General features: G+C 71.9%; 13 protein-coding genes. 5 read left to right on the top strand and 8 right to left on the bottom strand.

Annotated elements, in window-relative coordinates; all coding sequences use genetic code 11:
- Positions 1-140: 140 nt before the first annotated feature.
- The 5 genes from ACFW9Z_RS17720 to ACFW9Z_RS17700 form a co-directional block, all read right to left on the bottom strand.
- Entirely contained in the window at positions 141-1,355 is a 1,215-nt protein-coding gene (locus ACFW9Z_RS17720; RefSeq protein ID WP_384641238.1) for an LLM class flavin-dependent oxidoreductase, read from the bottom strand.
- On the bottom strand, positions 1,352-2,386 hold the full coding sequence (locus ACFW9Z_RS17715; RefSeq protein ID WP_384641235.1) for an ABC transporter substrate-binding protein: 1,035 nt from the start codon (positions 2,384-2,386) through the stop codon (positions 1,352-1,354). Before ACFW9Z_RS17715 ends, ACFW9Z_RS17720 begins: the two co-directional genes overlap by 4 nt.
- Positions 2,387-2,423: 37 nt before the next feature.
- A complete protein-coding gene (locus ACFW9Z_RS17710) occupies positions 2,424-3,239 on the bottom strand; it encodes an ABC transporter ATP-binding protein (protein WP_384641232.1) in 816 nt (271 codons plus the stop codon).
- The gene (locus tag ACFW9Z_RS17705) at positions 3,212-4,093 is read right to left on the bottom strand and encodes an ABC transporter permease (protein ID WP_384641229.1); all 882 of its coding nucleotides are present in this window, start codon (positions 4,091-4,093) and stop codon (positions 3,212-3,214) included. Before ACFW9Z_RS17705 ends, ACFW9Z_RS17710 begins: the two co-directional genes overlap by 28 nt.
- 269 nt (positions 4,094-4,362) lie before the next feature.
- Positions 4,363-4,446 carry a putative leader peptide gene (locus tag ACFW9Z_RS17700; protein ID WP_311307964.1) on the bottom strand — a complete coding sequence of 28 codons (84 nt, stop codon included), beginning with the start codon at positions 4,444-4,446 and terminating at the stop codon, positions 4,363-4,365.
- A 92-nt stretch (positions 4,447-4,538) separates the two neighbouring features.
- Between ACFW9Z_RS17700 and ACFW9Z_RS17695 the strand changes: the two genes are divergently transcribed.
- A complete protein-coding gene (locus ACFW9Z_RS17695) occupies positions 4,539-4,961 on the top strand; it encodes a YjbQ family protein (RefSeq protein WP_384641226.1) in 423 nt (140 codons plus the stop codon).
- Positions 4,962-5,151: 190 nt separating this feature from the next.
- Here ACFW9Z_RS17695 and ACFW9Z_RS17690 read toward each other — a convergent pair whose 3' ends face one another.
- Positions 5,152-5,634 (bottom strand): hypothetical protein, encoded by a 483-nt coding sequence (locus ACFW9Z_RS17690; protein WP_384641223.1) that lies wholly within the window; start codon positions 5,632-5,634, stop codon positions 5,152-5,154.
- Positions 5,635-6,052: 418 nt separating this feature from the next.
- Between ACFW9Z_RS17690 and ACFW9Z_RS17685 the strand changes: the two genes are divergently transcribed.
- The 3 genes from ACFW9Z_RS17685 to ACFW9Z_RS17675 all read left to right on the top strand — a co-directional run bounded on the left by ACFW9Z_RS17685 (position 6,053) and on the right by ACFW9Z_RS17675 (position 12,530).
- Positions 6,053-11,458: a sacsin N-terminal ATP-binding-like domain-containing protein gene (locus ACFW9Z_RS17685; RefSeq protein ID WP_384641220.1), complete on the top strand. Its 5,406-nt coding sequence runs from the start codon at positions 6,053-6,055 to the stop codon at positions 11,456-11,458.
- Positions 11,459-11,645: 187 nt separating this feature from the next.
- Entirely contained in the window at positions 11,646-12,011 is a 366-nt protein-coding gene (locus ACFW9Z_RS17680; RefSeq protein WP_384641217.1) for a hypothetical protein, read from the top strand.
- A 108-nt stretch (positions 12,012-12,119) separates the two neighbouring features.
- Complete coding sequence (locus ACFW9Z_RS17675) at positions 12,120-12,530, top strand: FKBP-type peptidyl-prolyl cis-trans isomerase (RefSeq protein ID WP_384641638.1); 411 nt, start codon at positions 12,120-12,122, stop codon at positions 12,528-12,530.
- A gap of 154 nt (positions 12,531-12,684) precedes the next feature.
- Here the strand turns inward: ACFW9Z_RS17675 and katG are convergent, their stop codons facing one another.
- Positions 12,685-14,940, bottom strand: coding sequence for a catalase/peroxidase HPI (katG, locus tag ACFW9Z_RS17670; protein WP_384641214.1), 2,256 nt, complete (start codon positions 14,938-14,940; stop codon positions 12,685-12,687).
- A 397-nt stretch (positions 14,941-15,337) separates the two neighbouring features.
- Between katG and ACFW9Z_RS17665 the strand changes: the two genes are divergently transcribed.
- On the top strand, positions 15,338-15,748 hold the full coding sequence (locus ACFW9Z_RS17665) for a Fur family transcriptional regulator (RefSeq protein ID WP_384641211.1): 411 nt from the start codon (positions 15,338-15,340) through the stop codon (positions 15,746-15,748).
- Between the two features lie 20 nt (positions 15,749-15,768).
- Here ACFW9Z_RS17665 and ACFW9Z_RS17660 read toward each other — a convergent pair whose 3' ends face one another.
- Positions 15,769-22,479 (bottom strand): beta-ketoacyl synthase N-terminal-like domain-containing protein, encoded by a 6,711-nt coding sequence (locus tag ACFW9Z_RS17660; protein ID WP_384641208.1) that lies wholly within the window; start codon positions 22,477-22,479, stop codon positions 15,769-15,771.
- Positions 22,480-22,481 lie beyond the last annotated feature (2 nt).

Here is a 22,481-nt window from a genome sequence, read left to right as displayed (position 1 = left end):
GGGGGCCGGCTCCCGGCCCCGCGCGCCCCCCCATAACAACACCAACACCCCACACCCAAACATTATTTGATTCACTTTTTTTATTAGCGGGGGGCGCGCCGGGCCCGCCCCCGCCCCCCCCGCTCTTCTCACCGCAGGGCTCAGCGCCCGCCCGCGACCAGCAACGGCGCTCCACCCGGAGCCGAGGCCGAAGCCGCCCGGGTCTCAGCGCCCGGCGCCCCCAGCAACGGAGACGCGGGCACGGTCGAGAGCAGCCCGCGCCGGGCCAGCTCGGGCGTCACCCCCTCACCGAACCAGTAGGCCTCCTCCAGATGCGGATAGCCCGAGAGCACGAAGTGCTCCACCCCCAGCGCGTGGTACTCCTCGATCCGGTCCGCGACCTCCGCATGGCTGCCCACCAGCGCCGTCCCGGCCCCGCCGCGCACCAGGCCGACGCCCGCCCAGAGGTTCGGCGCGATCTCCAGCCTGTCCCGAGAACCGCCGTGCAGCGCCAGCATCCGCTGCTGTCCCACCGACTCGCTCCGCCCCAGCGCCTGCTGCGCCGCCGCGATCGTGTCCGCGTCCAGGTCGCCCAGCAGCCGGTCGGCGGTGGCCCACGCCTCGGCCGACGAGTCCCGCGAAATGGTGTGCAGCCGGATGCCGAACCGGACCGTGCGCCCCTGCTCCTCGGCCAGGCCGCGGATCCAGTCGATCTTCTCCTTGACCGCCACCGGGGGCTCTCCCCAGGTCAGGTAGACATCGGCATGCGCGGCGGCCACCGGACCGGCGGCCGCTGACGACCCGCCGAAGAAGATCTCCGGCAGCGGGTCCGGCGGCAGCGCGGTCAGCCCGCCCTCCACCTGGTAGTGCTCGCCGTCGAAGTCGTACGGCTGCCCGCTCCAGGCGCCCCGTACCACCGACAGGAACTCCGCCGTCCGCGCATAGCGCCGGTCGTGGTCCAAGTGGTCCCCGAACCGCCGCTGTTCGGTCGAGTCACCTCCGGTCACCACGTTGAGCAGCAGCCGCCCCCGGGTGATCCGCTGGTAGGTGGCGGCCATCTGGGCGGCGAGCACGGGCGAGATGACCCCCGGCCGGAACGCCACGAGGAACTTCAGCCGCTCGGTGTGCTGGGCGAGCGCCACCGTGGTCAGCCAGGCGTCCTCGCACCAGGTCCCGGTCGGCGTCAACACGGCCTCGAATCCGAGCTGTTCGGCCGCCTTGGCGATCTGCGCAAGATACTCGATGTCCGGGGCGCGCACCCCGCTCACCGGGGTGATCCGGTCGCGCCTGATCCCGCCGTCCGTGTACGCGTGCCGGTCCACGAGCGTCCGGCCGTCACCTCCGGTGGGGAGGAACCAGTGCAGATGTACGTTCACGACGAGGCCTTTCCGTACGAGCGGGGTGCGGTGGAGGAGGCGGGGAGATCCCGGTTGAAGCGGGTGTCGACGTAGTCCTTGAAGTCGAATTTCCTGGGTATCAGATTGAGTTCGGCAAAGGTGTCGGCGATCTCCTGCTCGGAGGCGATGGCGGCTTCGTCGAGCGCCACGGGGACGCGGGTGCCGTAGGTGAGCTTCACGGCGTCCAGCGCCACCTCGTAGGGGAGCCCGGTCTCCTTCGCCCACACCTTCGCCCACTCCTCCGGGTGCTTGAAGACCCAGTTCTGCGCACGCTCCAGCCGGACGAGCAGATCACCGAGGGCCTTCGACTTCTGCTTGTCCTTGAGCGAGGCGGGCGAAGCCACCTGGAAACCGAGGCCGTTGACGACACCCTCGCCGGTCGTCAGCACACGGGCGTTCCCCGCCCGCAGGATCTGCGAGGTGTACGGGTCCCAGATCGCCCACGCGTCGACCTTGCCCCGGCTGAACGCGGCGAGCGCGTCGGCCGGTTGCAGATAGTTGAGCTTCACGTCCGTGACGGAGAGACCGGCCTTCCTGAGCGAGGCGACCAGCTGGAAGTGGGCCGAACTGCCCTGCGCCACAGCGACGGACTTCCCCTTGAGCTGCTCGGGCTTCTTGAGCGGCGAGTCCTTCGGGACGACGATGGCCTCTCCGGCCGACGAGCCGTGGCTGGCGCCCACGACGACGATGTTCGAGTCCGCCCCGGCGGCGAAGACGGGCGGGGTGTTGCCCACACCCCCGATGTCCACGGCCCCCGCGCTCACGGCCTCCAGCAGGGGTGGGCCGGAGGTGAAGGTGGACCATTTGATGCGGTAGCCGAGGTCGTCGAGCTCTCCGGAGGCCCGCAGGATGGCCTCGTAACCCCCTTTCTGGTCAGCGACGTTGAGCGTCACGCTGCCCTTGCCGTCGGTGCTGCCCCCCGACCCCGTGGACGACGGGCCGCCACCACCGCAGGCGGCGAGGAGCAGGGCGAGTGGAAGCAGCAGGGCGGGCAGGGTACGGCGTTTCATGGTGGTTCTCCGTGAGTGCTGGGAAAAGGGGTGGGGGTCATGCATCCAAGTGGGCGGCGGCGACCGCTTCCTCCTGCTCGCCGGCCCCGGCTTCGGCCCCGCCGTCCTCGACGCCCAGCTCGCTCAGCAGCCGCGAGCGCAGGTCGGCGAAGCCGGGGGCGCCGACACCGCGCGGGCGGTCCAGGCCGACGGGCGTGTCGTACGCGATACCGCCGTCCCGCATCACCAGCACCCGGTCCGCCAGCAACAGGGCCTCGTCCACGTCATGGGTGACCAGCAGGACCGCGCAGCCGCGCCGCTGCCAGAGCTCCGCCACGAGCTGCTGCGCCTTGATCCGGGTCAGGGCGTCCAGTGCGCCGAACGGCTCGTCGAGCAGGAGCAGATCGGGCTCCCGCACCAACGCACGGGCCAGCGAAGCGCGTTGGGCCTCGCCGCCGGAGAGCGTCTTGGGCCAGGCGCCCGCCCGGTCGGTCAGCCCGACCTCCGACAACGCCTTCTCGGCCAGGGCCCGTTCGGGTTTCCCGGGCAGCCCCAGCAGGACGTTGCGCCAGACCCGCTTCCAGGGCATCAGGCGCGGAGCCTGGAAGGCGACGGCGCGACGCCGGGGCACCAGCACGGTCCCCGCTATCTCCCGGTCGAGCCCGGCCAGCACCCGCAGCAGGGTCGACTTCCCGCACCCGCTCCGCCCCAGCAGTGCGGTGAACTCCCCTGCTTTCAAAGTGAGATCGAGATCATCGATGACGGCACGCCCGTCGAAGGCCCGGGTGAGCCCTTCGACCCGTACGGCGGCTTCGGGCTCCCCGGCGGGGGAGGGGGCCGGGGCGGTCACTGACCGGTGAAGGTCGGTCGCCATTGCAGCAGCAGCCTTTCGAGGGTCCGGACGATGACGTCGGCGGTGAGGCCGAGGAAGGCGTACACGACGAGGCAGACCACGATCACATCGGTCCGGAAGAACTCCCGGGCCTGGTTCATCAGGAACCCGATCCCGGCATCGGCGTTGATGGACTCACCGAAGACGAGCGCGAGCCAGGCGGTGGCCAGCGAGTAGCGCAGCCCGGTCATCGCCCCGGGCAACGCCCCCGGCAGCACCACATGACGTACGAGCCCCCACCGGCTGAGCCCCAACGACTCACCCGCCTCGATGAGTTGGGCATCGACACCGCGAATCCCGGCATACACATTCAGATACAGATGAAAGGCGACCCCGAGCGCGATGAGCGCCACCTTGGGCGCCTCGCCGATCCCGAGCCAGATGATGAAGAGCGGGATCAGCCCCACCCACGGGACGGTCCGCAGCATCTGTACGGTCGCGTCGACCAGGTCCTCACCGAGCCGCGAGAGCCCCGAGACCAGCGCGAGCGCGGTCCCGACGACCCCGCCGAGCACCAGCCCCACGGCCACCCGCTGAAGCGACACGCCCATGGCGGCCGGAAGGGTCCCGTCGGCGATCAGATCGGCCCCGGCCCGGGCGATGGTCCCCGGCGAGGCGAGCACATCCGGGTGCAGGACCCCCGTGGCGCTGAACACCTGCCAGAGCGCGAGCAGCAGCAACGGCCCCACGGTGCGCCGCAGCCACCGCGGTACGGACCGCAGCCGCGACCGGCGTACGGAGGCGGGGACGATCGGCTCCAGATCGGGTGGCGTACGACCGGCCGGGGCCTTCTCCGGGGCCGCGGACAGATCGGGCGGTGCATGGCTGATGGTCACAGGGGCTCCATGGGGCGTACGGAGACGGCGACGGCGACGGCAGGGAACGACGACACACCCCGGTACGCCGTAGGACCGGGGCGTACCGGGCGTCCCGGGCGATCCGGAGAAGTCGGAAGACCGACAGATCACAGACAACGGGCAACGGGCCCGGCTGCCGACAGGATGAAGCGGTACCCAGAAGCGGGTGCGCGACGGAAGGCGCAGCCGAAAGGATGAACCGGGCGGAAGGCCGGTTCAGTTGATGCGCGAAAGGCGCTGAGGAAACGTCAGCAGCCGCGACAACACGCGGCGGATGCCACCCGCAGCAGGTCGATGTGACCGCGCGAGGTGAGCAGAGCTGATCGGAACATGGCGCCGAACGTAGTCATCCGTTCAGGAGACGGTCAATGGTGTCTCGGAGCGTGGACGTGTCATCTCGCCCGCTGGAAGAGAAGATGGAGGCATGTCCGATTCCTTCACCACCACTGTCCTGAACATCACCACGGGTACGGCCGAGAGCGTCACGGACCTGACGCGGGACTGCGAGGACTTCCTCACCCGGGCGGCCCCCGGCCGAGACGGCCTCCTCAACATCTTCGTACCCCACGCCACAGCAGGCATCGCCGTCCTGGAGACGGGCGCGGGCAGCGACGACGACCTCCTGGCCGCCCTCCACCACCTGCTCCCGGCGGACGACCGCTGGCAACACCGCCACGGCAGCCCGGGCCACGGCCGCGACCACGTACTCCCCGCCCTCGTCCCACCCCATGCCACCCTGCCGGTGATCGGGGGAGCACTGGAGCTGGGGACCTGGCAGTCGGTGTGCCTGGTGGACACGAATCGGGACAATCCGGAGCGTCAGGTGCGGCTGAGCTTCCTCGGTTAGCGGGTCGCTCGGGCGGCACCGCAGAGGGGATGTATTGCCGCGCCGACTGAGCGGTCAGCGCTGCCGCCCGCAGGCCGCAGCAGCCACTGAACTCCGCATCGAGCGCGGGGAACCGACGACAGCAGCCGCAGACCGGTGCACAGCCGATGAGCCGGTCCACGGGGGAGTGGACACCCTGGCGCGGGTCGGGTCACGCAAGGCCCGGCTCTTCCAGTGCCACGACGACCATCACCGGAAGATCGGCGTCCTGCTGGATCACACCGGCGGTCAGGATCCGGCCGTCCAGGGTCCACTTCTTCACCCGGATGAACTCGTCCTCGTCAGCCGCGGTCTGCTCGGCCGCTACCAGGTGGCCGGCGAGAGGGGATCCCTCGATCTCGGGCAGAAAGTCGGCCAGCGCCTGCTCCCCCTGCTCGTAGGCGGCTTCCACGTCGTCGAAGTAGCCCGACGCGTCGACGTCGCGGATCCAGACGGCGAACGAGACGCTGACCGCCCCGTCGCCGGACTTCCGGATCCAGCCTCCGACGCCGTTCTTTGCCCACGACGTCTCCACGCCGCCACGCGGCTTGCCCCCGGGCGTCCACCCCTGAGCCGAGAACCGCGCCGCCGTCCCCTCGGTGGTCAGCGGGACGAGGCCCCGGAGCTCTTCCAGCATGGCGATCACCGCTGCCATGAACCTGTTCCACTCACCGGAAGCGAGTCGGCCGACGGCGACGTACGCGCAGGACCACTGTCGTGCGACAGAGCGGTCAGGATCATCGCCGGTGGACCCCGCCGGGTGTCCCCCTCCGTCGCTGCCGCGTCTCACAGACCTCAAGCCTCATGGTCATCCCTGTCGGGAAGTCGCAGACCGAGGCCAGGAAGGCCGGCGAGACCACGTAGGGGTTGTCCTGGTCGCCGATCACCTCGACGAGAACCGCATCGCCGACGTCCTTTGGTAGCCGCCGAGATTCCCCACCCTGGTCTCCTCAAGGTCGATGGTCCGGTGAAAGTACCATCACAGGGGCAATCCGACTTCCGTCTGATTCTGCTCCGCCACCGGCGCTCCCCGCGCTACGGTCTGCCTGAGATCGTCATGAAAGCAGGGGGACATGGGCGGTACGGCGTACGAGGACGGCCCGGGCGGTACGTGGGCGCGCGAGCTGTGGGACTACGCGCAGACCGTGCTCAAGGAGTGGCAGTCCACGCAGGTCTGGCAACCCGCCCAGCAGTTGCGCGCCGCCTCGCACGGCAATGCTCGCGACTACGCCGGCCGCTTCCTCCTGGAACTGCTCCAGAACGGCCACGACGCCCACAGCAGGGACCGGAACGACGGAAGCGTCCACATCCTGCTCGACGAGGACGAAGGCACGAACGGCACGCTCTATGTGGCCAACGGTGGCACGCCCTTCACCTGGGCCAGAATCGAGGCCGTGTGCAAGCTCGCCCGGAGCGAGAAGACCGTGGGCGAGGGCATCGGGAACAAGGGAGTCGGCTTCCGCAGCATCCTGGAAGTCACGGACGCCCCGGAGGTCTACAGCGCCGGTACGGCCGGAGAGGGCCCGGCTGTGCTGGGCGGGTACTGCTTCCGGTTCGCGGTACGGGACGACCTGCGGGTGTTGCTCGGTGACGAGGACCTCGTACGCAGGGCCGTGGCGGAACTCCCGCCCTTCCAGGTCCCCTTCCCCCTTTCGGACGTGCCCTCGACATGCAAGGAGCTGGCCGCCGACGGACATGTGACGGTCATCAGGATCCCGCTGCGCAACGAGGCATCCCGTCGCGCGGCCGTCCGCCGCCTCGACGAGCTCGGGGCCGCGAAGGCCCCCGTGATGCTGTTCCTGGACCGGCTCGACCGACTGGTCATCGAACGACGAGGCGGCGAAAGCCCCAGGCGTACGGAACTCACCCGGCGAGAAGCCCCCGTGGGTCCCCCCGAGGTTCGCCCCCAGGGAGAAGGCGCGAAGGCCGGTGCGGCGCGAACTGTCCCGGCCGTCTCCCTTGCCCGTGTCGAACTCGGTCCCCTGGGCGCCTACCTCGTGGCCCGGGGCCGTGTCCCCGTCGAGCGCCTGCGCAGCACGATCGAGGCGGCGACCGAGCTCGGGCAGCTGGACGATTCGTGGGATGACTGGAAGGAACCGGCGGTGGTCGAGGTGGCGCTGTCCCTCGATGGCACCGAGCCCCTGCGCGGTGGCAGGCTCTACACCTTCCTCCCGCTGGGCGAGGACGCCGCCGCACCCCTGCGCGGGCACCTCAACGCCCCGTTCTTCACGAAGGTGGATCGTACGGCCCTCGACCGTGAGCATCCACTGAACAGCATGCTCTTCGCGGCAGCCGCCGAGACCTCCCTGGTGGCAGCCGGCGCCCTGCGGGAGCGGGCCCGGCCCTCCGACCGCAGACTGGCGGTCGACCTCGTGACCTGGGAGCACGAGACCCGCTCCCACAACCTGCTGCTCGAAGCGGCGCGCCGGGTGCACGGCGCGGAGTTCCCGGATGTTCCCGTCGTGCCGCTGCTGAACCGGGAGGACCCGCACGGTTCCTGGGGCACACCCCGCGATGCCGTGCTCTGGCCCGAGCTTGAGCTGTCGGTCCTCACGGCCGGGGCGGCCGAGGCGGTGGGCATCGCCGTGGCCGATCCGGCCGTCGGAGCGAAACCCCTGAAGCGTCTCGCGAGGTTGTGCGAGGCCCTCAAGTGTCCTCTGGAGCCCTCCGCTCAGCAGCGGGCGGACCACACCGAGTTGATGGTGGCGACTCTGCCGCTACCCGCACCCGGCGCTCCCGTCGACGACTGGAACGGCGTCTACGCCGATCTCGCCCTGCTGTTCAAGGACGAGGGCAGCGTCCTGCAGGGCAGGAAGCTGCTGCTGGCGGACGACGGCACGCTCCGCCGTGCCAACGGCAGCCCTGCCTCGGGCGGGAGGGACGGCTCGCGGCGCCCGGCCGCCCGGCGGGAGGCCTTCTTCCAGCCGGCTCGCGGCGAGACGGGCGGCGACGAGGGCCTGGCCGTGCCGGATGCCCTGAAGAAGCGCATGTTCTACCTGCACGCCGGGCTGAACTGGGTGGAGGAGGAAGGCCACGTACGGCGCCAGGAAGCCCGGCTGTTCCTGGAACGCTTCAGGCTTGTCCGGCGTTTCGACGCCACCGGCCTGCTCGACCATGTCCGGCGCGCCCTCACCGAGAGCAACGCGGTGCGGCTGCGCGAGCAGGCGCTCCGCTTCGTGTTCCGCCTCTACCGGTCGAGACAGTCCGCGCACTCCCTGCAACTGCGAGCGCTCGGGCTGTACGTTCCCTCCGCCGAGGGCCCCACCATCAAAGCGGCCGACGCCGCTTTCGGGGCCGGATGGACCGGAACCCACGGTGACGAGCTCGCCTCCGTCGTCGCCGAGGGGCGGGACTTCTCGGCCGATCTCCGCCTCATGTCCCAGCGGCTCGTGGCGCGCCCCGAAGACTTCCTCAGGCGGGGCGAGACCAGGGAGGAGTGGCAGGAATTCCTCAGCGATCTCGGCGTCACCGACGGGCTGCTCCCCGTCGCGTCACCCGGTGCGGTGGCGGAAGCCGACGGTGGTGCGCTCACCACGAGCAACCTGATCAGCATGGCGAAGCTGTCCGACGAGCTCGCCGATCAGTGGCGGCCGTTCATCGACCGCACCTGGAGCGGTGCCGCCCACCCGTACACCCCCTATGTCGGAACGCCCGCGTTCCGGCTGCCGGGCCAGGACATCGCCGGGCGGCTGAGCGAACCGGGCCGGATCGCCTACGCGCGACTTGTTCTGCACGGCCTGGCCCGGTGGAGCGGCACCCACCTCACCAGCGTCTGGAACCGGGACCGGACGGGCAATCAGGATCTGCAGCACGTCCCGACCCCGCTGTCCGCCTTCGTCCGTGGGCAGCCCTGGATCCCGGTGCGGGGCCGTGGCGGCGCCGTCCGCTTCGTCCGGCCCGCCGAAACATGGCATACCCCCACGACCCTTGAGCAGGAACCGGCCTTCGCCCCGACCGTTCTGCGTCAGCTCCGCCCCCTGCTGGAGGACGATCAGGTCCTGCGGAGGCTGCGCGACTCCGGGTTGCCCACCTGGGGTGACCCCAGAGACAGCGCCCGGCTCATCGCCGCCCTGGGTGAGCTGGTGACATCGGACGCTGTGGACGACGGCGACCGGCCCGCCCTTCAGCGGGCGAACGAGCGCGCCTGGCAGAATCTGGCCGCGAGGGCGGACTCGATCGAGCCGCTCATCGGCAAGGCCCTGCTGGCCGAGCAGGGCCAGCGGCTCATCGCGATCGACTTCGCCGCGCTCATCGAGGGCTCCGTGCGGCTGTACGTCACCGGGGGACGGGACAACCTCAAGGCCCGCCTGGCCAGGGAACTCAAGCTGCCGCTGCTCGTGGTGCCGGGCGCGGCGGCTGACACGGCCCGCATCCTCCGGCGCCGCTGCCCGGACGCGATACGGTACGCGGACGACGCCGACCTGTCGGTCGAGGTCGGCGGTCCCGCCGGCACCACCGTCGTCGGAGCCTCCGGCTCCACCGAAGGGCTCGGAACGCCGCTCGTCGACGAACTGCCGTGGCTTCCTCTCGCTGTCGGCGTCCTGGCCGACCATCCGTCCGGGGGCGGCCGCCCGACCGACGCGGAGTTCACCGATCTCGTCGCCGCCGTCCGCCGCATCCGCATACACCGCTACGTCACGCTGAGGATCACCCTCGACGGGGCGGCTGTGCAGCTACCGGAACGGCAGGAAGGCATGCTGCCCCTGCCCGACCCCTCACACCCGCTGATCCTCACTCCGGATCCAGCCCTCTCCTGGAACTTCGTGGCCCACCTCGGCTACGCGGTCAGCCAGGTCCTGGACCGACCGGAGTACACAGGCCCGCTCAAGCTCGCCGCCCGCGAACTGGAGCGTGTCCACGCACCCCTCGGAGAACTGACCGAGCGACAGCTCGCGGCGGTGCTCGATGTCTCCGTCGACCAGGTCAGGGGGACTGCCCACCGCCTCGACGGCTCTCTCGCAGGTGTACTGGAGCGCTGCCACCCCTTCCTCGTACACGCCCTCGGCGCCGACCTGACGAGGGAGCTGACGGACCCGGCTCCGGCCGACGCCAGGGAGTTCCTCGCCCGCCTCGAACCGCACGAGGCAGCCCTTCCACTGCCCGCCGCGCAACTCATCGGGGCCGCACGGAACGCTCGGGACATCGACGGGCTCCGGGCCCTGGCCGACGTCGACTTCGCGGACCTCAACCACACCCTGGCCGGGCTTGCTCCCCGGTACCGCCCGATCAGCCACGCCGAGGCCCACAACGAGGCCGTACGCCGATACGTGGATCTGGGCCGCAGCGCACTCGTCGACCGGCTGCGCTGGGCCCGTCGGGCAGAGTTCGAGGCCCGCAGGCCCATCGCCGACTGGCCCGCCACTCGCTCCCTGAAATGGATTACGGCCCCCGAAGAGTGGGCGTTCACCGTCGACACGGCCGACGACGGCCTGCTGCGGGCCCTTGTCGAACAGGCACTCACCGCCCGTCTGGGGGCGCCTGCCCCGGCGAAGGGCGAACGGCTCGCCGCCACGGACAGATTGCGCAGCCACAACCACGCGGTCATAGCCAAGACGGCACCCGACCTGGTCGCCCTGGTCAAGGCCATGAAACGGCCGTTGCCCGCGGCGCTCGCGAAGGCGGCCGCCGCGGAGGAGATCACCGCCCTGCTCGATGAGGCGGGCGCGCTCGACTTCCGCGAGCTCTCGTCCGACGATGTCGTCGGCTGGCTCGCGGCCCTGGGGCAGTGGCCAACCGGCCTGGCCGCCTCCTCGGAGCCAGCAGCACACGGGCTGACCCCCGCCGACCTGGACCGCGTGCGCAACGCCGTGGAGCAGGCCCGCACCGAGCGTGCCCAACGCAAGCGGATCATCTCCATGGGCGATCGCGACTTCGACATCGAATCCGGCGACTTCACCGAACTGGCCACGGAGCTGCGCCGCGCTCTGGAATCCGGCGCGCCCCTCAGCGGCAGTGCCCGACGGCGCTGGGCCGCGCTGAAGCCGATCCTGCCCCGGAGAGCGGCCGGCCCCTCGGGCGGCCGTCCGGGCCCTCGGGTCGACGGGGAGCGCGGGCTGTCGTCGGCCCAGCGCTCAGCCATCGGCTTCGTGGGCGAGTGGTACGCGTACCAGTGGCTTCGAGAGCAGGACCGGGCGACCGACGAGACCAGCTGGGTCTCCGGCAACCGGGCCCACGTCTTCCCCGGGCCCGCCGGAGACGACAGCCTCGGCTACGACTTCGAGGTGGGCTCCGGCAGGAGTCCGCGGCTGTACGAGGTCAAGGCCACCCAGGGGCCGGGCGGGCAGATCGAGCTCGGCGAAACCGAGGTACGGGCCGCGCAGAAGTACGGCGGCAGTGACCGCTGGCGGATCCTGGTGGTCACCTCGGTACTGGACGCGGAGCACCGGCAGCTCCGTATGCTGCCGAACCCGTTCAGCGAGCGCGGCCGAGGGCTCTATCGCGAGGAGGGCGGAGCGCTCCGCTTCGCCTACCGGCTGTGAGGCGCATCCGGTCGATCCGTCATAGCCCCAACGGGGGAGCCCGGCAGGGGACATGACCGTGGCCGTGTCCTCAGTGGTGTGCGGTCTGTCAACCGGATCTCTGCCCTCGCCACCGTTCCCGTCAGCGTCCACGGCCGTCCGGAACGACGCGTGGACCACTAGCCGGCTCGCCACGGAAGACCTTGCCGTGGCCATGAAGTTCAACCATGCCCGGAAGGTCGCGACGGCCCACGCCATCACCGAGTTCCTCGTTGCCCACGGGGTCGATACCCGCGAGGACCTCCGCACGTGGCTCGATCATCAGCCCCATCGCGCCGCTCTGCGCACGGTGAAGGGGGTGGGACCGAAGAGCATCGACTACATCGGCAATCTCGTCGGCCGTTCACACGTCGCCGTTGACGTACATCTGCGCGCCTTCGCCGTGGAAGCCGGTGTTCCGGATCTCCCGTACGGTCAGTTGCGCGCAGTGTACGAGGAAGCCGCCGCGCTTCTCGGGCACGACAGGGGCGGACTGGAGCATGCCGTCTGGCGGCATGGGGCGAAGGCCGCGTAGCCACCCAGCGGGTCTGGCCGGCCGGTACGGTGATCGCCTGCCGCATGGAAGGTCCATGTGTCCGGCCCGCCCGTGCGAGGGGTTCCGGTGGCGAGTGATGGGACCGTGATGAGCGAACTGGCGAAGCCTGTGATCAAGGTTCCGGAGGGTGCTGCGCCCACCGAGCTGACGGTCCGGGACCTCGTGGTGGGGGATGGGCCCGAGGCGCGGCCGGGCAGGGTCGTCCAGGTGCACTATGTCGGGGTCACGTTCGCGTCCGGGAGGGAGTTCGACTCCTCCTGGGAGCAGGGCCGGCCGTTCAAGTTCGCCGTGGGCGGTGGCAAGGCCATCAAGGGCTGGGACCGGGGGGTGAGGGGGATGAAGGCCGGTGGCCGGCGCGAGATCATCGTTCCCCCGCGTCTCGGTTACGGCAAGCAGTCGCCCTCTCCGCTGATCCCGGCGGGGTCGACGCTGATCTTTGTCGTGGATCTGCTCACGGTCGTGGGCGGGCCCACCGGGGCGCGGTCTGGCTTGGCCTGAACGTGGCGCCCCTGAGGCGCCGGGGATGCCCTGTCGCTTCCCGCGTAAGGACGTACACCTGTACTCGTCGGTGGACATCGATCCATGGTGAGCGAGGCGGCGGGCTGTGGGGCCGGTGCGTGTGTGCACCGGCCCCACAGCCGGAGTGTGCCGGTCAGATCAGGTCGAAGCGGTCCAGGTTCGTGACCTTGGTCCAGGCGGCGACGAAGTCCGTCACGAACTTCTGCCGTGCGTCGTCGCTCGCGTAGACCTCGGCGAGGGCGCGGAGTTCGGAGTTGGAGCCGAAGACCAGGTCGGCGCGGGTGCCCGTCCACTTGACCTTGCCGGACGCGTCGCGGGCCTCGAACTCGTCCTGGGCCGACGACGTGGACTTCCAGGTGATGCCCAGGTCGAGCAGGTTCACGAAGAAGTCGTTGGTCAGCGTGCCCGGGCGGTCGGTGAGGACGCCGTGCTTCGAGCCGCCCGTGTTGGCACCCAGCACACGCAGACCGCCGACCAGGACGGTGGTCTCCGGGGCGCTCAGCGTCAGCAGGTTGGCCCGGTCCAGGAGCAGGTACTCGGCGGGCAGGCGGGTGCCCTTGCCGACGTAGTTCCGGAAGCCGTCGTACGCGGGCTCCAGGGCGGCGAAGGACTCGATGTCCGTCTGGTCCTGCGTGGCGTCGACCCGGCCGCCGGTGAACGGCACCTGTACCTCGACGCCGGCGTCCTTGGCCGCCTGCTCGACGGCCGCGTTGCCCGCGAGGATGATCAGGTCGGCCAGCGAGACCTTCTTGCCGCCCTTGGCGTCGAAGGACTCCTGGACACCTTCCAGGGTGCGCAGGACCTGGGCCAGCTCGTCCGGGTCGTTCGCCTCCCAGCCGCGCTGCGGCTCCAGACGGACCCGGGCGCCGTTGGCGCCACCGCGCTTGTCGCTGCCCCGGAAGGACGCGGCCGAGGCCCAGGCGGCCGAGACCAGCTGCGCCACCGTCAGGTCCGTGGCGAGCACCTGCTCCTTGAGCGCGGCGATCTCCGCGGCGTCCAGCGGCTCCTCGGTGCGCGCGGGCAGCGGGTCCTGCCACAGCAGCACCTCGGAGGGCACCTCGGGGCCCAGGTAGCGCTGGATCGGGCCCATGTCACGGTGCGTCAGCTTGTACCAGGCGCGGGCGAAGGCGTCCGCGAACTCCTCCGGGTTCTCGTGGAAGCGGCGCGAGATCTGCTCGTACGCCGGGTCGAAGCGCAGCGACAGGTCGGTGGTGAGCATCTGCGGCTTGTGCTTCTTCGACGCGTCGTGCGCGTCCGGGATGGTCGCCTCCGCGTCCTTGGCGACCCACTGGTGCGCCCCGGCCGGGGACTTGGTCAGCTCGTACTCGTAGGCGAAGAGGTTGTGGAAAAACTCGTTGCCCCACTGGGTCGGCGTGCTGGTCCAGGTCACCTCCAGACCGCTGGTGATGGCGTCCCCGCCCTTGCCCGACTTGTACGAGCTGCGCCAGCCGAGGCCCTGCTCCTCCAGCGGGGCGCCCTCGGGGTCCGCGCCGACGCTCTCGGCCGGGCCCGCGCCGTGCGTCTTGCCGAAGGTGTGGCCACCGGCGATGAGGGCGACGGTCTCCTCGTCGTTCATCGCCATCCGGCGGAAGGTCTCGCGGATGTCGCGGGCGGCCGCGATCGGGTCCGGGTTGCCGTTGGGGCCCTCGGGGTTGACGTAGATCAGGCCCATCTGGACCGCGCCGAGCGGGTTCTCCAGCTCACGGTCGCCGGTGTAGCGCTCGTCGTCGAGCCAGGTGGTCTCCGGGCCCCAGTAGACGTCCTCCTCCGACTCCCAGACGTCCTCGCGGCCACCGGCGAAGCCGAAGGTCTTGAAGCCCATGGTCTCCAGGGCGACGTTGCCGGTGAGGATCAGCAGGTCGGCCCAGGACAGCGCCTGGCCGTACTTCTTCTTGACCGGCCAGAGCAGACGGCGGGCCTTGTCCAGGTTGCCGTTGTCCGGCCAGCTGTTCAGCGGGGCGAAGCGCTGCTGACCGGCGCCCGCGCCACCGCGGCCGTCGCTGATGCGGTACGTGCCGGCGCTGTGCCAGGCCATCCGGATCATCAGCGGTCCGTAGTTGCCGAAGTCGGCGGGCCACCAGTCCTGCGAGGTGGTGAGCACCTCGGCGATGTCCCGTTTCACCGCGGGCAGGTCGAGTGCCTGGAACGCGGCCGCGTAGTCGAAGTCCTCGCCGAGCGGGTTCGCCACGGCCGGGTTCTTGGCGAGGATCTTCAGGTTGAGGCGGTCCGGCCACCACTGGCGGTTCCCCCCGCCCTGAGTGGGGTGCGGCGCGCGGCCGTGGGCCACGGGGCACCCGCTCGCCTGCGCCTCGGGCACCTCCGGGACGGCCGTCTCAGGCGAATCCGGGGTGACGGGATCGAAGACATGCGACTCGTGGTTGTCGGTCATGAGAAATCCTTCCGGACCCGGCGGGTCGTGGGGCGCTGAACGGGGGAGGAGGATTCGGGCCGTGCAGAAGGGGCACGCTCTGAGCCAGGACCTCGCCGTACGCCGCCCGAGGGCCTCGCGGATCACCGCACCGGGCGGTCCCGGGGCGATGCGACGAGGACGGTGCTCGGTCGACGGGCGGCGCCGCGCGGTGGTACCGGCGGTGTCCCGTCGCATGTCTCTGCTGCCGTACCGGAGTCTTCCTGTCTCTTGTCTCTTGGATGTCGCCGGGATCGATCCTACGATGGACTTCGTCCAAGTCAAGAAGTGCACTAAAAGTGTAGCGACTGGGGTGTGGCGTCGTGGGCTCCTTCCGCGAACCGCGCGTCCCTCCGCGAACCGGAGCAGGTGAGACGAGATGAGCGACCTCCTTCAGCGGCTGCGGGGCCGTGGCTGGCGATTGACCTCGCAGCGGCGTGTCGTCGCGGAGGTCCTCGACGGCGACCATGTGCACCTGACGGCGGACGAGGTGCATGTGCGGGCCGCCACACTGCTGCCCGAGATCTCCCGCGCCACCGTCTACAACACGCTGGGGGAGCTCGTCGCGCTCGGCGAGGTCCTGGAGGTCTCCACCGTAGGCCGTGCCAAGCGCTACGACCCGAACGCGCGCCGCCCCCACCAGCATCTGGTGTGCTCCGGCTGCGGCACGGTCCGCGATGTCCACCCGGTCGGCGACGCCCTCGGCGACCTGCCCGAGGCCGAGCGGTTCGGGTTCACCGTCGGCTCGGTGGAGATCACCTACCGGGGGCTGTGTCCGGGCTGCGCCTGACCTCGGCGGGCCCGGGCTCGTCAGGTCCCTCCCGTCGCCGCTGTCCCCGGCACCACGCGCATCCCCAGCCCCCGCACCCGGTAGATGCACATGTCATCGCCCCAGAGCGAGGCGTCCGCCACGGCATAGGGGCCCCGGGTGTCCGTGCCGGTCTCCACGATGTCCATGTCCACCCGGATCAGACGGCTGGCCGGGGTGATCTGGCCGCGGTACGTCCAGGTCACCTCGCGCCCGGGCAGCACCGCGTCGAATCGGGGGTCGGTGACCCCGTCGGCCGCACCGCTTTCGAGCAGGTGGAACTGGAGCAGCTGGCACATGGCCTCGATCCCCAGCGAGCCGGGCTGCACCGGGTCCTGGAAGAAGTGCGCCCGGAAGAACCAGGCATCCGGGCGGACGTCCTTCTCCGACCGCAGCCGGCCGAGCCCCGCGCTTCCGCCGTCCGGCCAGTAGCCCGTGATCCGGTCCAGCATCAGCAGCATCGGGCCCGGCAGGCGTAGCTCCCCGGCGCAGTACCGGGCGGGCGCGCCGGTCAGGTCGACCGTACGGCCGCAGGGCTCGTGGAGACGGGCCCGGTCCTCCGCCGAAGTCGCCAGGCCCTGCTGGTCGTCGAAGGCCGACCGGGGGAAGTAGCCGAAGACCGTGGAGAGTTCGAAGACGGGCAGGTCGTCGGCCGTGCAGGTCACCCGGAACGACTCGACGATCGTGTCCCCGCCGTACGAGACGCGCGTCAGTTCCGCCCTGGTACGGACCGTGCGCGTCGCCGGAGTGATCGCGCCGGTGACCGTTCCCGACCCGTCGAGGTTGCGGAACAGCAGGTCCGTCTCGCTGGTCAGCGCGCTGCCCACGTACGAGGCCAGCCACCCGCAGGGCTGCAGGGCGACCTCCATGAGGACCGCGAACGGCATGAGGCGCCCGGAGTTCTGCTCGAAGTACCAGGCCCGGTCCGGTACGTCGTACTCGGCGACGACGACGCTGCCCTCCCGCATCCCGGCCTGGGGCCCTTCCACCGAGACGATCCGGCTCATGAAGTGGTAGGGCGGGCCGGGCAGCCGGGCCACCCTGCGGGTGCCGTCGAACGGTTCGTACATGGCGCCGAACGCTTCGCTCGGCCTGCCCCAGGCGCACGCCAGCAGCGAGGCCCGGCCGAAGGGGAAGCCGTCGGCCGCCCGGGCCACCGCCTTCTCCTCGCGGTGTCCCGCCAGCCCGCCGAGCCGTGGCAGCGGCACCGGCACCCCGTCGGCCTGCACGGCGGGCGGGCCCGAGTGCCGCCACTGCGACAGCGGCCAGTCGGGGACCAGCCGGAGCGCCATGTCGCGGCCCAGGAAGGCCTTCGCCCCGTCCACCGAGCCGAGGACGTCGGCGTACAGCGTCGGCACCGGCCCGGCCGAGACGCCGCGTACGAACACCTCGTAGACGACCCGCCGGGCCTCCGGGGTCGCCTGGCCCCGGCACATCGCCCTGTTGGGGTGCTCGCCGACCGGTTCGAAGCGCCAGCCGTCCCGGTCGACGGTGAAGCCCATGGCCGCCAGGTAGAACGCCATCGCCTGGAGACCGCCCTGCAACATCAGCGTGCCCGGCATGCAGGGGTCGTTCTTGAAGTGGCCGGTGAAGAACCAGTCGTCCGGGGACAACGAGCTCTCGGCGCGCAGATACCCCCGGCCCCACGGTCCTCCGGCCGGGTCGAACGCGGTCACCTCGTCCACCAGCCGCAACCGGCCCTCGTCCAGCCGGGGCGAACGGATGTGGGCGGCCGTCGCCTCCCAGCCGGGTCCGAAACAGTCCCAGGGCCGCCCCTGTGCCAGGGCGCGCACCCGGTCCGCGCCGAAACGGGTCCGGTCGCAGCGCACGGCCGGCGGGTCGAGCGGCAGGCCGTCGCCGGGTGCGTCCTCGGCGGGGTCCCAGCGGACACCCCCGCTGCCGGCGAGCTCCGCGGGGGTGAAGAACCCGGCCTGGCCGTCCCGCACACTCAGCCGCAGCTCGCCGTCCACGTAACAGTCGTAGTGGAAGAAGGCCAGCCGGACGCCGTCGGCCTCCGCGTGGCCGTCCACATGGATCTCGAAGCACAGGGTGTCACCGGCCTGCGGCGGACCGCCGTGGAACGTCACCTCGCAGCCGAGCAGCCGGTAGGCGCGCTCGCCCCGGTTGAGGAGGTCGACGCCGAGCCAGCTGAGCAGCAGCAGATCGGCCTGGCCCGCCTCGATCAGCAGACCGGCCGGCATCCGCCCCGTGGCGTCCAGATACCAGCTGTCGGGCAGGACGTCGGTCTCCGTCCAGATCCTCCCGTCGGTGCGGACCGGACCCGGCAGGGCGAGCGCCCCGGGTACGGCGTCGATGCCGGTGACCCGGTCGGCGAGCAGCATGGGCGGCTCGGGCATCCGGGTCTGTACGGCGTATCCGTCCTGCTCGGCGAAGAGCGGGCCGAAGAGGGCGGAGATGTCGTGGGAGGCGAGGTACTCCAGTTGGGCGCGGTCGAACGTCGGCCCCGGCTTCGGACCCGGTCCCGGCGTCGGCGTCGGCGTCGGATCCAGCTTTGGCTTCGGTCCCGGCTTCGGATCCGGTACGGGTGCCGCTTCTGCTGGGGGAGCGGGCAGCGGGAGCGGCAGCGGGCCCGGCGCGGAGTGCGCGTGGGGCGGAGGTTCGGTGGTCTGATGCGGTGGGGTGGGGGCGGGCGGGCGTACGGGATCGGGGGCGGTCAGCCGTACGGCGTCGGGGGCGGGCAGCCGCACGGGGACGGGCGCAGGGATCCTCCCGTCGGTGGTCGTCAGTGCTGTGACGGTGAGCTCGGACAGCCGCAGGAACCGCTGATGGGCCTCGGTGTGCGCGGCCATGACCTCCTCGTGCAGCGCGGCGACCCGCAGGCTCTGTCGGGCGACCGCCGCCGTCCTGCCCCCTGTCGTGCCGCCTGCGGCAGGTGGTCGCGAGCGCGGTTCGTCGGTACGGGAGGGGACGGCGACGGCGGTCGGGACGGGGCTTCGGTCCGGGACCGGGGCCAGTTCGGGGGCCCGGGGCAGAACGGTCACAGCAGGCTCCAGGGGCGGTAGGCGCGGAGACGGGGGTACGGGAACGGTGACGGTCGGGCCGGGGCGCGGGAGCTCCGTCGCGGCCTCCGCGAGCCGGGCGAACAACGTGTCGGCCTGCACCGGCACTCCGGCGACCACGAGTTCGGCGACCGCGAGGCACAGGTGCCGCAGCCCGGTGTCGCCCGGGGTGTCGAGCGCGACGGCGACATGCTCCCGGTCGCCGAGCACCCGCTTGATCCAGCCGGTGCACAGCTTCCGGGGTCCGTGCTCCACGAAGATCCGGACACCGTCCGCCCACGCCTGTTCGACCGTGGCCGCGAAGTCGATCGTGCCGAGCCCCTGGGCGGTGAGCGCCTCGGCGGCCCGCTCGGCCGTCGGCCGGTACGCCCGGCCGGTGGCCCCGCTGTAGAAGCGCACCCCGGGCACGTCGACGGTGGGGCGGTGATGGGCCGTGCGCCACACCTCGCGGACCTCCGCCAACTCCGGGGCGTGGGCGGCCATGTCGTAGTCCAGCTCGATCGCCCGGTCGGTGCCGAGCCTGGCCGCGACGGCCGCGCACGCCCGGGACTCGCCTCCGATGACACAGACCCCCGGCGCGTTCACCGCCATCAGGTGGACCGCTCGCTCCCCGGCGAGCTCCGCGCGAACGGCCTTCAGGGGCGCGGCGATCAGATAGCTCGACCACCGGTCGCCCTGGATGCCCCGCTGCCGCCAGTAGCGCCGGACCGCCCGCAGCTCACCCGTGAGTTCGGTCGTGAACAGGCCGCTGTCCCGGGTGGCTTCGTACAGCCCCGAGGCGTCCGGCCAGGCTCCCAGCGCGACCAGCGCCGCCGACTCGCCCGAGGAGTAGCCGAGCGCCGCGTCCGGCCGCAGCCCGAGCACCTTCCGGCTGAACACGGTGTGGAAGACGGCCAGTTCGGCGGCGGCCCAGATCTGGCCGAGCACTCCGGGCTCCGCCCGGGACCGCAGCCGCGTACCGATCGCCCGGTGCTCCTCACGGACCCGCTCGCCCAGGGACGGCAGGGCGAGCGTCAGCTCATGGCCCATCCCCGGGTAGGTGGCCGAGCCGTTCGTGTAGACGAAGGCGGTCTGCCCGGGGACCGGCCCGTCCCGGTAGAGCACGTCGGCCGGGCGGGCCCCGCCCTCCGTCAGCCAGCGGCGGGCCGCTTCCCTGCGGTCCGCCCATGGGGTGTCGCCGTCGGTCACGAGTGCCAGCCGGGCCGGGCCCGCCGAGGACTCCGTACCGGCTTCCAGGGTGGCCAGCACCTCCTGTCGGTCGGCCCCGGAGAAGACGTGGAGGCGCGGGGCCGGGCCTCGCAGCCACGGCCGGGCGTCCCCCGCGCGCAGCCGTACGCTCGCGGCGGGCCCTTCCAGCGGAGTGACCACGGCCCGCGCGGTACGGGCGACGGCCGCGGTGTCCGCCGGTCCGCCCGGGCGGGGCACCGCGCGGTGCTGGAGCGAGACCGCCGCGACCGCGACAGAGACCAGCCCGGACGCGGCATGCGCACGCCCGAACGCCGATGACGGGTCGAAAACCGCGCCGGGGCCGTCGCCGATGACCATGTCGGGGTCGTCGTCGGCCTCCTCGTCCAGCAGGGCGACGACGGTGTCGCCGTCCCTGCGCGCGGCGTCCAGAGGCTTGAGGACCAGGGCGACGGCCGCGTCCCCGGGCTCCTCCTCGCGGCCCAGCTCCCGCAGGGCGGACCGGTGGACCGCCTCGCAGGAGAGGTCCGTGGCACCGACGACAGCGGCGTCGGCCTCACCCGCCCTGATGGCCCGGGCCGCGATCTCCAGCGCGACCAGCCCGGACGCCTCCTCGGCGGAGACCGTGAACCCGGGCCCCGCCAGGTCCAGTTGGGTGCTGATGCGGTTCGCGGCGAGGTTGGGCAGGCTGCCCACCACACCTTCCGCCGTCATGGACGGAGCGAACGCCTCCCGGGCGAGATCCGCCGACGGCGCGGTGACGGCCGCCCCCGACCGCTCCAGCCAGTACGGAACCCGCCAGCGGGCCCCGGCACGGGCCACCTCGGGGTCCACCCCCGTACCGATGACCACCATGGTCCGCTCGCGCGGCAGGCTCACCGTCCCGGCGGCCTCCCGGGCGGCCTCCAGCACCAGGAGCTGATGGCGTACGGTCCGCTCCAGGGCCAGTGGCGGGAAGCACAGGCCCGTCAGCTCCACGGCGATCTCCGCGACGGGACCGCGCCGTTCACCGCCCAGCACCGCCCGGCGGAAGTCCTCGGCCGATGCTCCCTCACCGACCCGGGCCCCGATGGCGACGATCGCCACCGGAGTCCGGGCGCCCGTGGTGTCCGGAGCGGCGGGTGCCGGAGCCGGTTCCGGTGCGGGGGCGGCGGCCGGTCCGGCACGCCGTACGGGGGAGGGGGGAGCGTCCTCCGGATCGTCGACGATCACGTGGGCGTTGGTCCCGCCGAACCCGAAGGCGCTGACCGCTGCCCTGCGCGGCCCCGCCCACTCCTCCGCCTCGGCCAGCACCCGCAACGGCGTGCCCGCCAGCGCGTCCAGCGGCCGCCCGGCGCCGAGCGTCGCCGGGCGGACCCCCGCACGCATCGCACCGACCACCTTCAGCAGCCCCGCCACACCCGCCGGGGCCAGCAGGTGCCCGATGTTCGACTTGGCCGAACCGATGGGCATGTCGTCGGCCGCCCCGAAGACCCGGGCCATGCCGCGCGCCTCCACCGTGTCCCCGACCGGCGTCCCCGTCGCATGGCACTCGATGAGCGACACCGACTCGGGCGCGACGCCGGCCCTCCCGTACGCCAGGCGCATGGCCCGGACCTGGCCCTCCTCCGACGGGCTGACCAGGCCGGAGCCACGCCCGTCGTTGGAGAGCCCCACCCCCCGGATCACACCGAGCACGGGCAGCCCGGCGGCACGGGCCCGGGACAGCCGCATCAGGGCGACGAACCCGGCACCCTCGCCGTGCACCAGCCCGTCCGCGTCCCGGTGGAAGGGGCGGCTGCGCCCCGTGCGGCTCGTCGCGGCGAGGGCGCAGAACCCCACGTGGAGGTAGAGGGGGTCGGGGCGGCTGACCGCACCGGCCACCATCAGGTCGGCCGTGCCGTCGTGCAGCCGGTCGCAGGCCAGCTTGATCGCGTACAGCGAGGAGGCGCAGGCGGCGTCCAGGGACCAGGCCCCCGCCCCGAGCCCGAGCGCGCGGGCAGCGAGGTGGGCGGGCAGCCCGGAGGAGAAGCGGTTGCGGGCGTCGGGGCGCGTACGGCGCTCACCCGTCAGCAGGGCGTCCCGGAGCGCGGGCCGCTGGGCGGAGAGCCAGACGTGTTCGGCGAAGGCCGCCCCGGCGGTCGTGGGGTACGACAGGTTCCCCAGCACCAGCCCCCCGCGCGGCAGCGGGCCCGTACGCCCCGCTTCGGTGAGCGCCTGCCGCACCCCGTACAGCACCCAGTGGAAGAGCGGGTCGAGAGACGCGATGCGCTCCGGGGCGAGGTGGAAGCCGCCCGGATCGAAGACGGACTCGAACCCGTGGACGTAACCCCCGACATCGGTCCAGGTGCGGTCGAGGTGGTCCGCCACGGAACCCATGGCCCAGCGGCGCGGCAGCCGCCACCGGTCCGCCGGTGCGGCCGACAGGCTCATGCGCCCGGCGGCGATGTTCTCCCAGAACGTGTCCGGGTCCAGCGCGCCGGGCAGCACACAGCCCCGGCCGACGACGGCGATCGGTTCGAAACGCATAC

The organism is Streptomyces sp. NPDC059452 (assembly GCF_042750035.1).
Taxonomy (GTDB): domain Bacteria; phylum Actinomycetota; class Actinomycetes; order Streptomycetales; family Streptomycetaceae; genus Streptomyces.
This window is presented reverse-complemented; position numbering and strand designations above follow the sequence as displayed.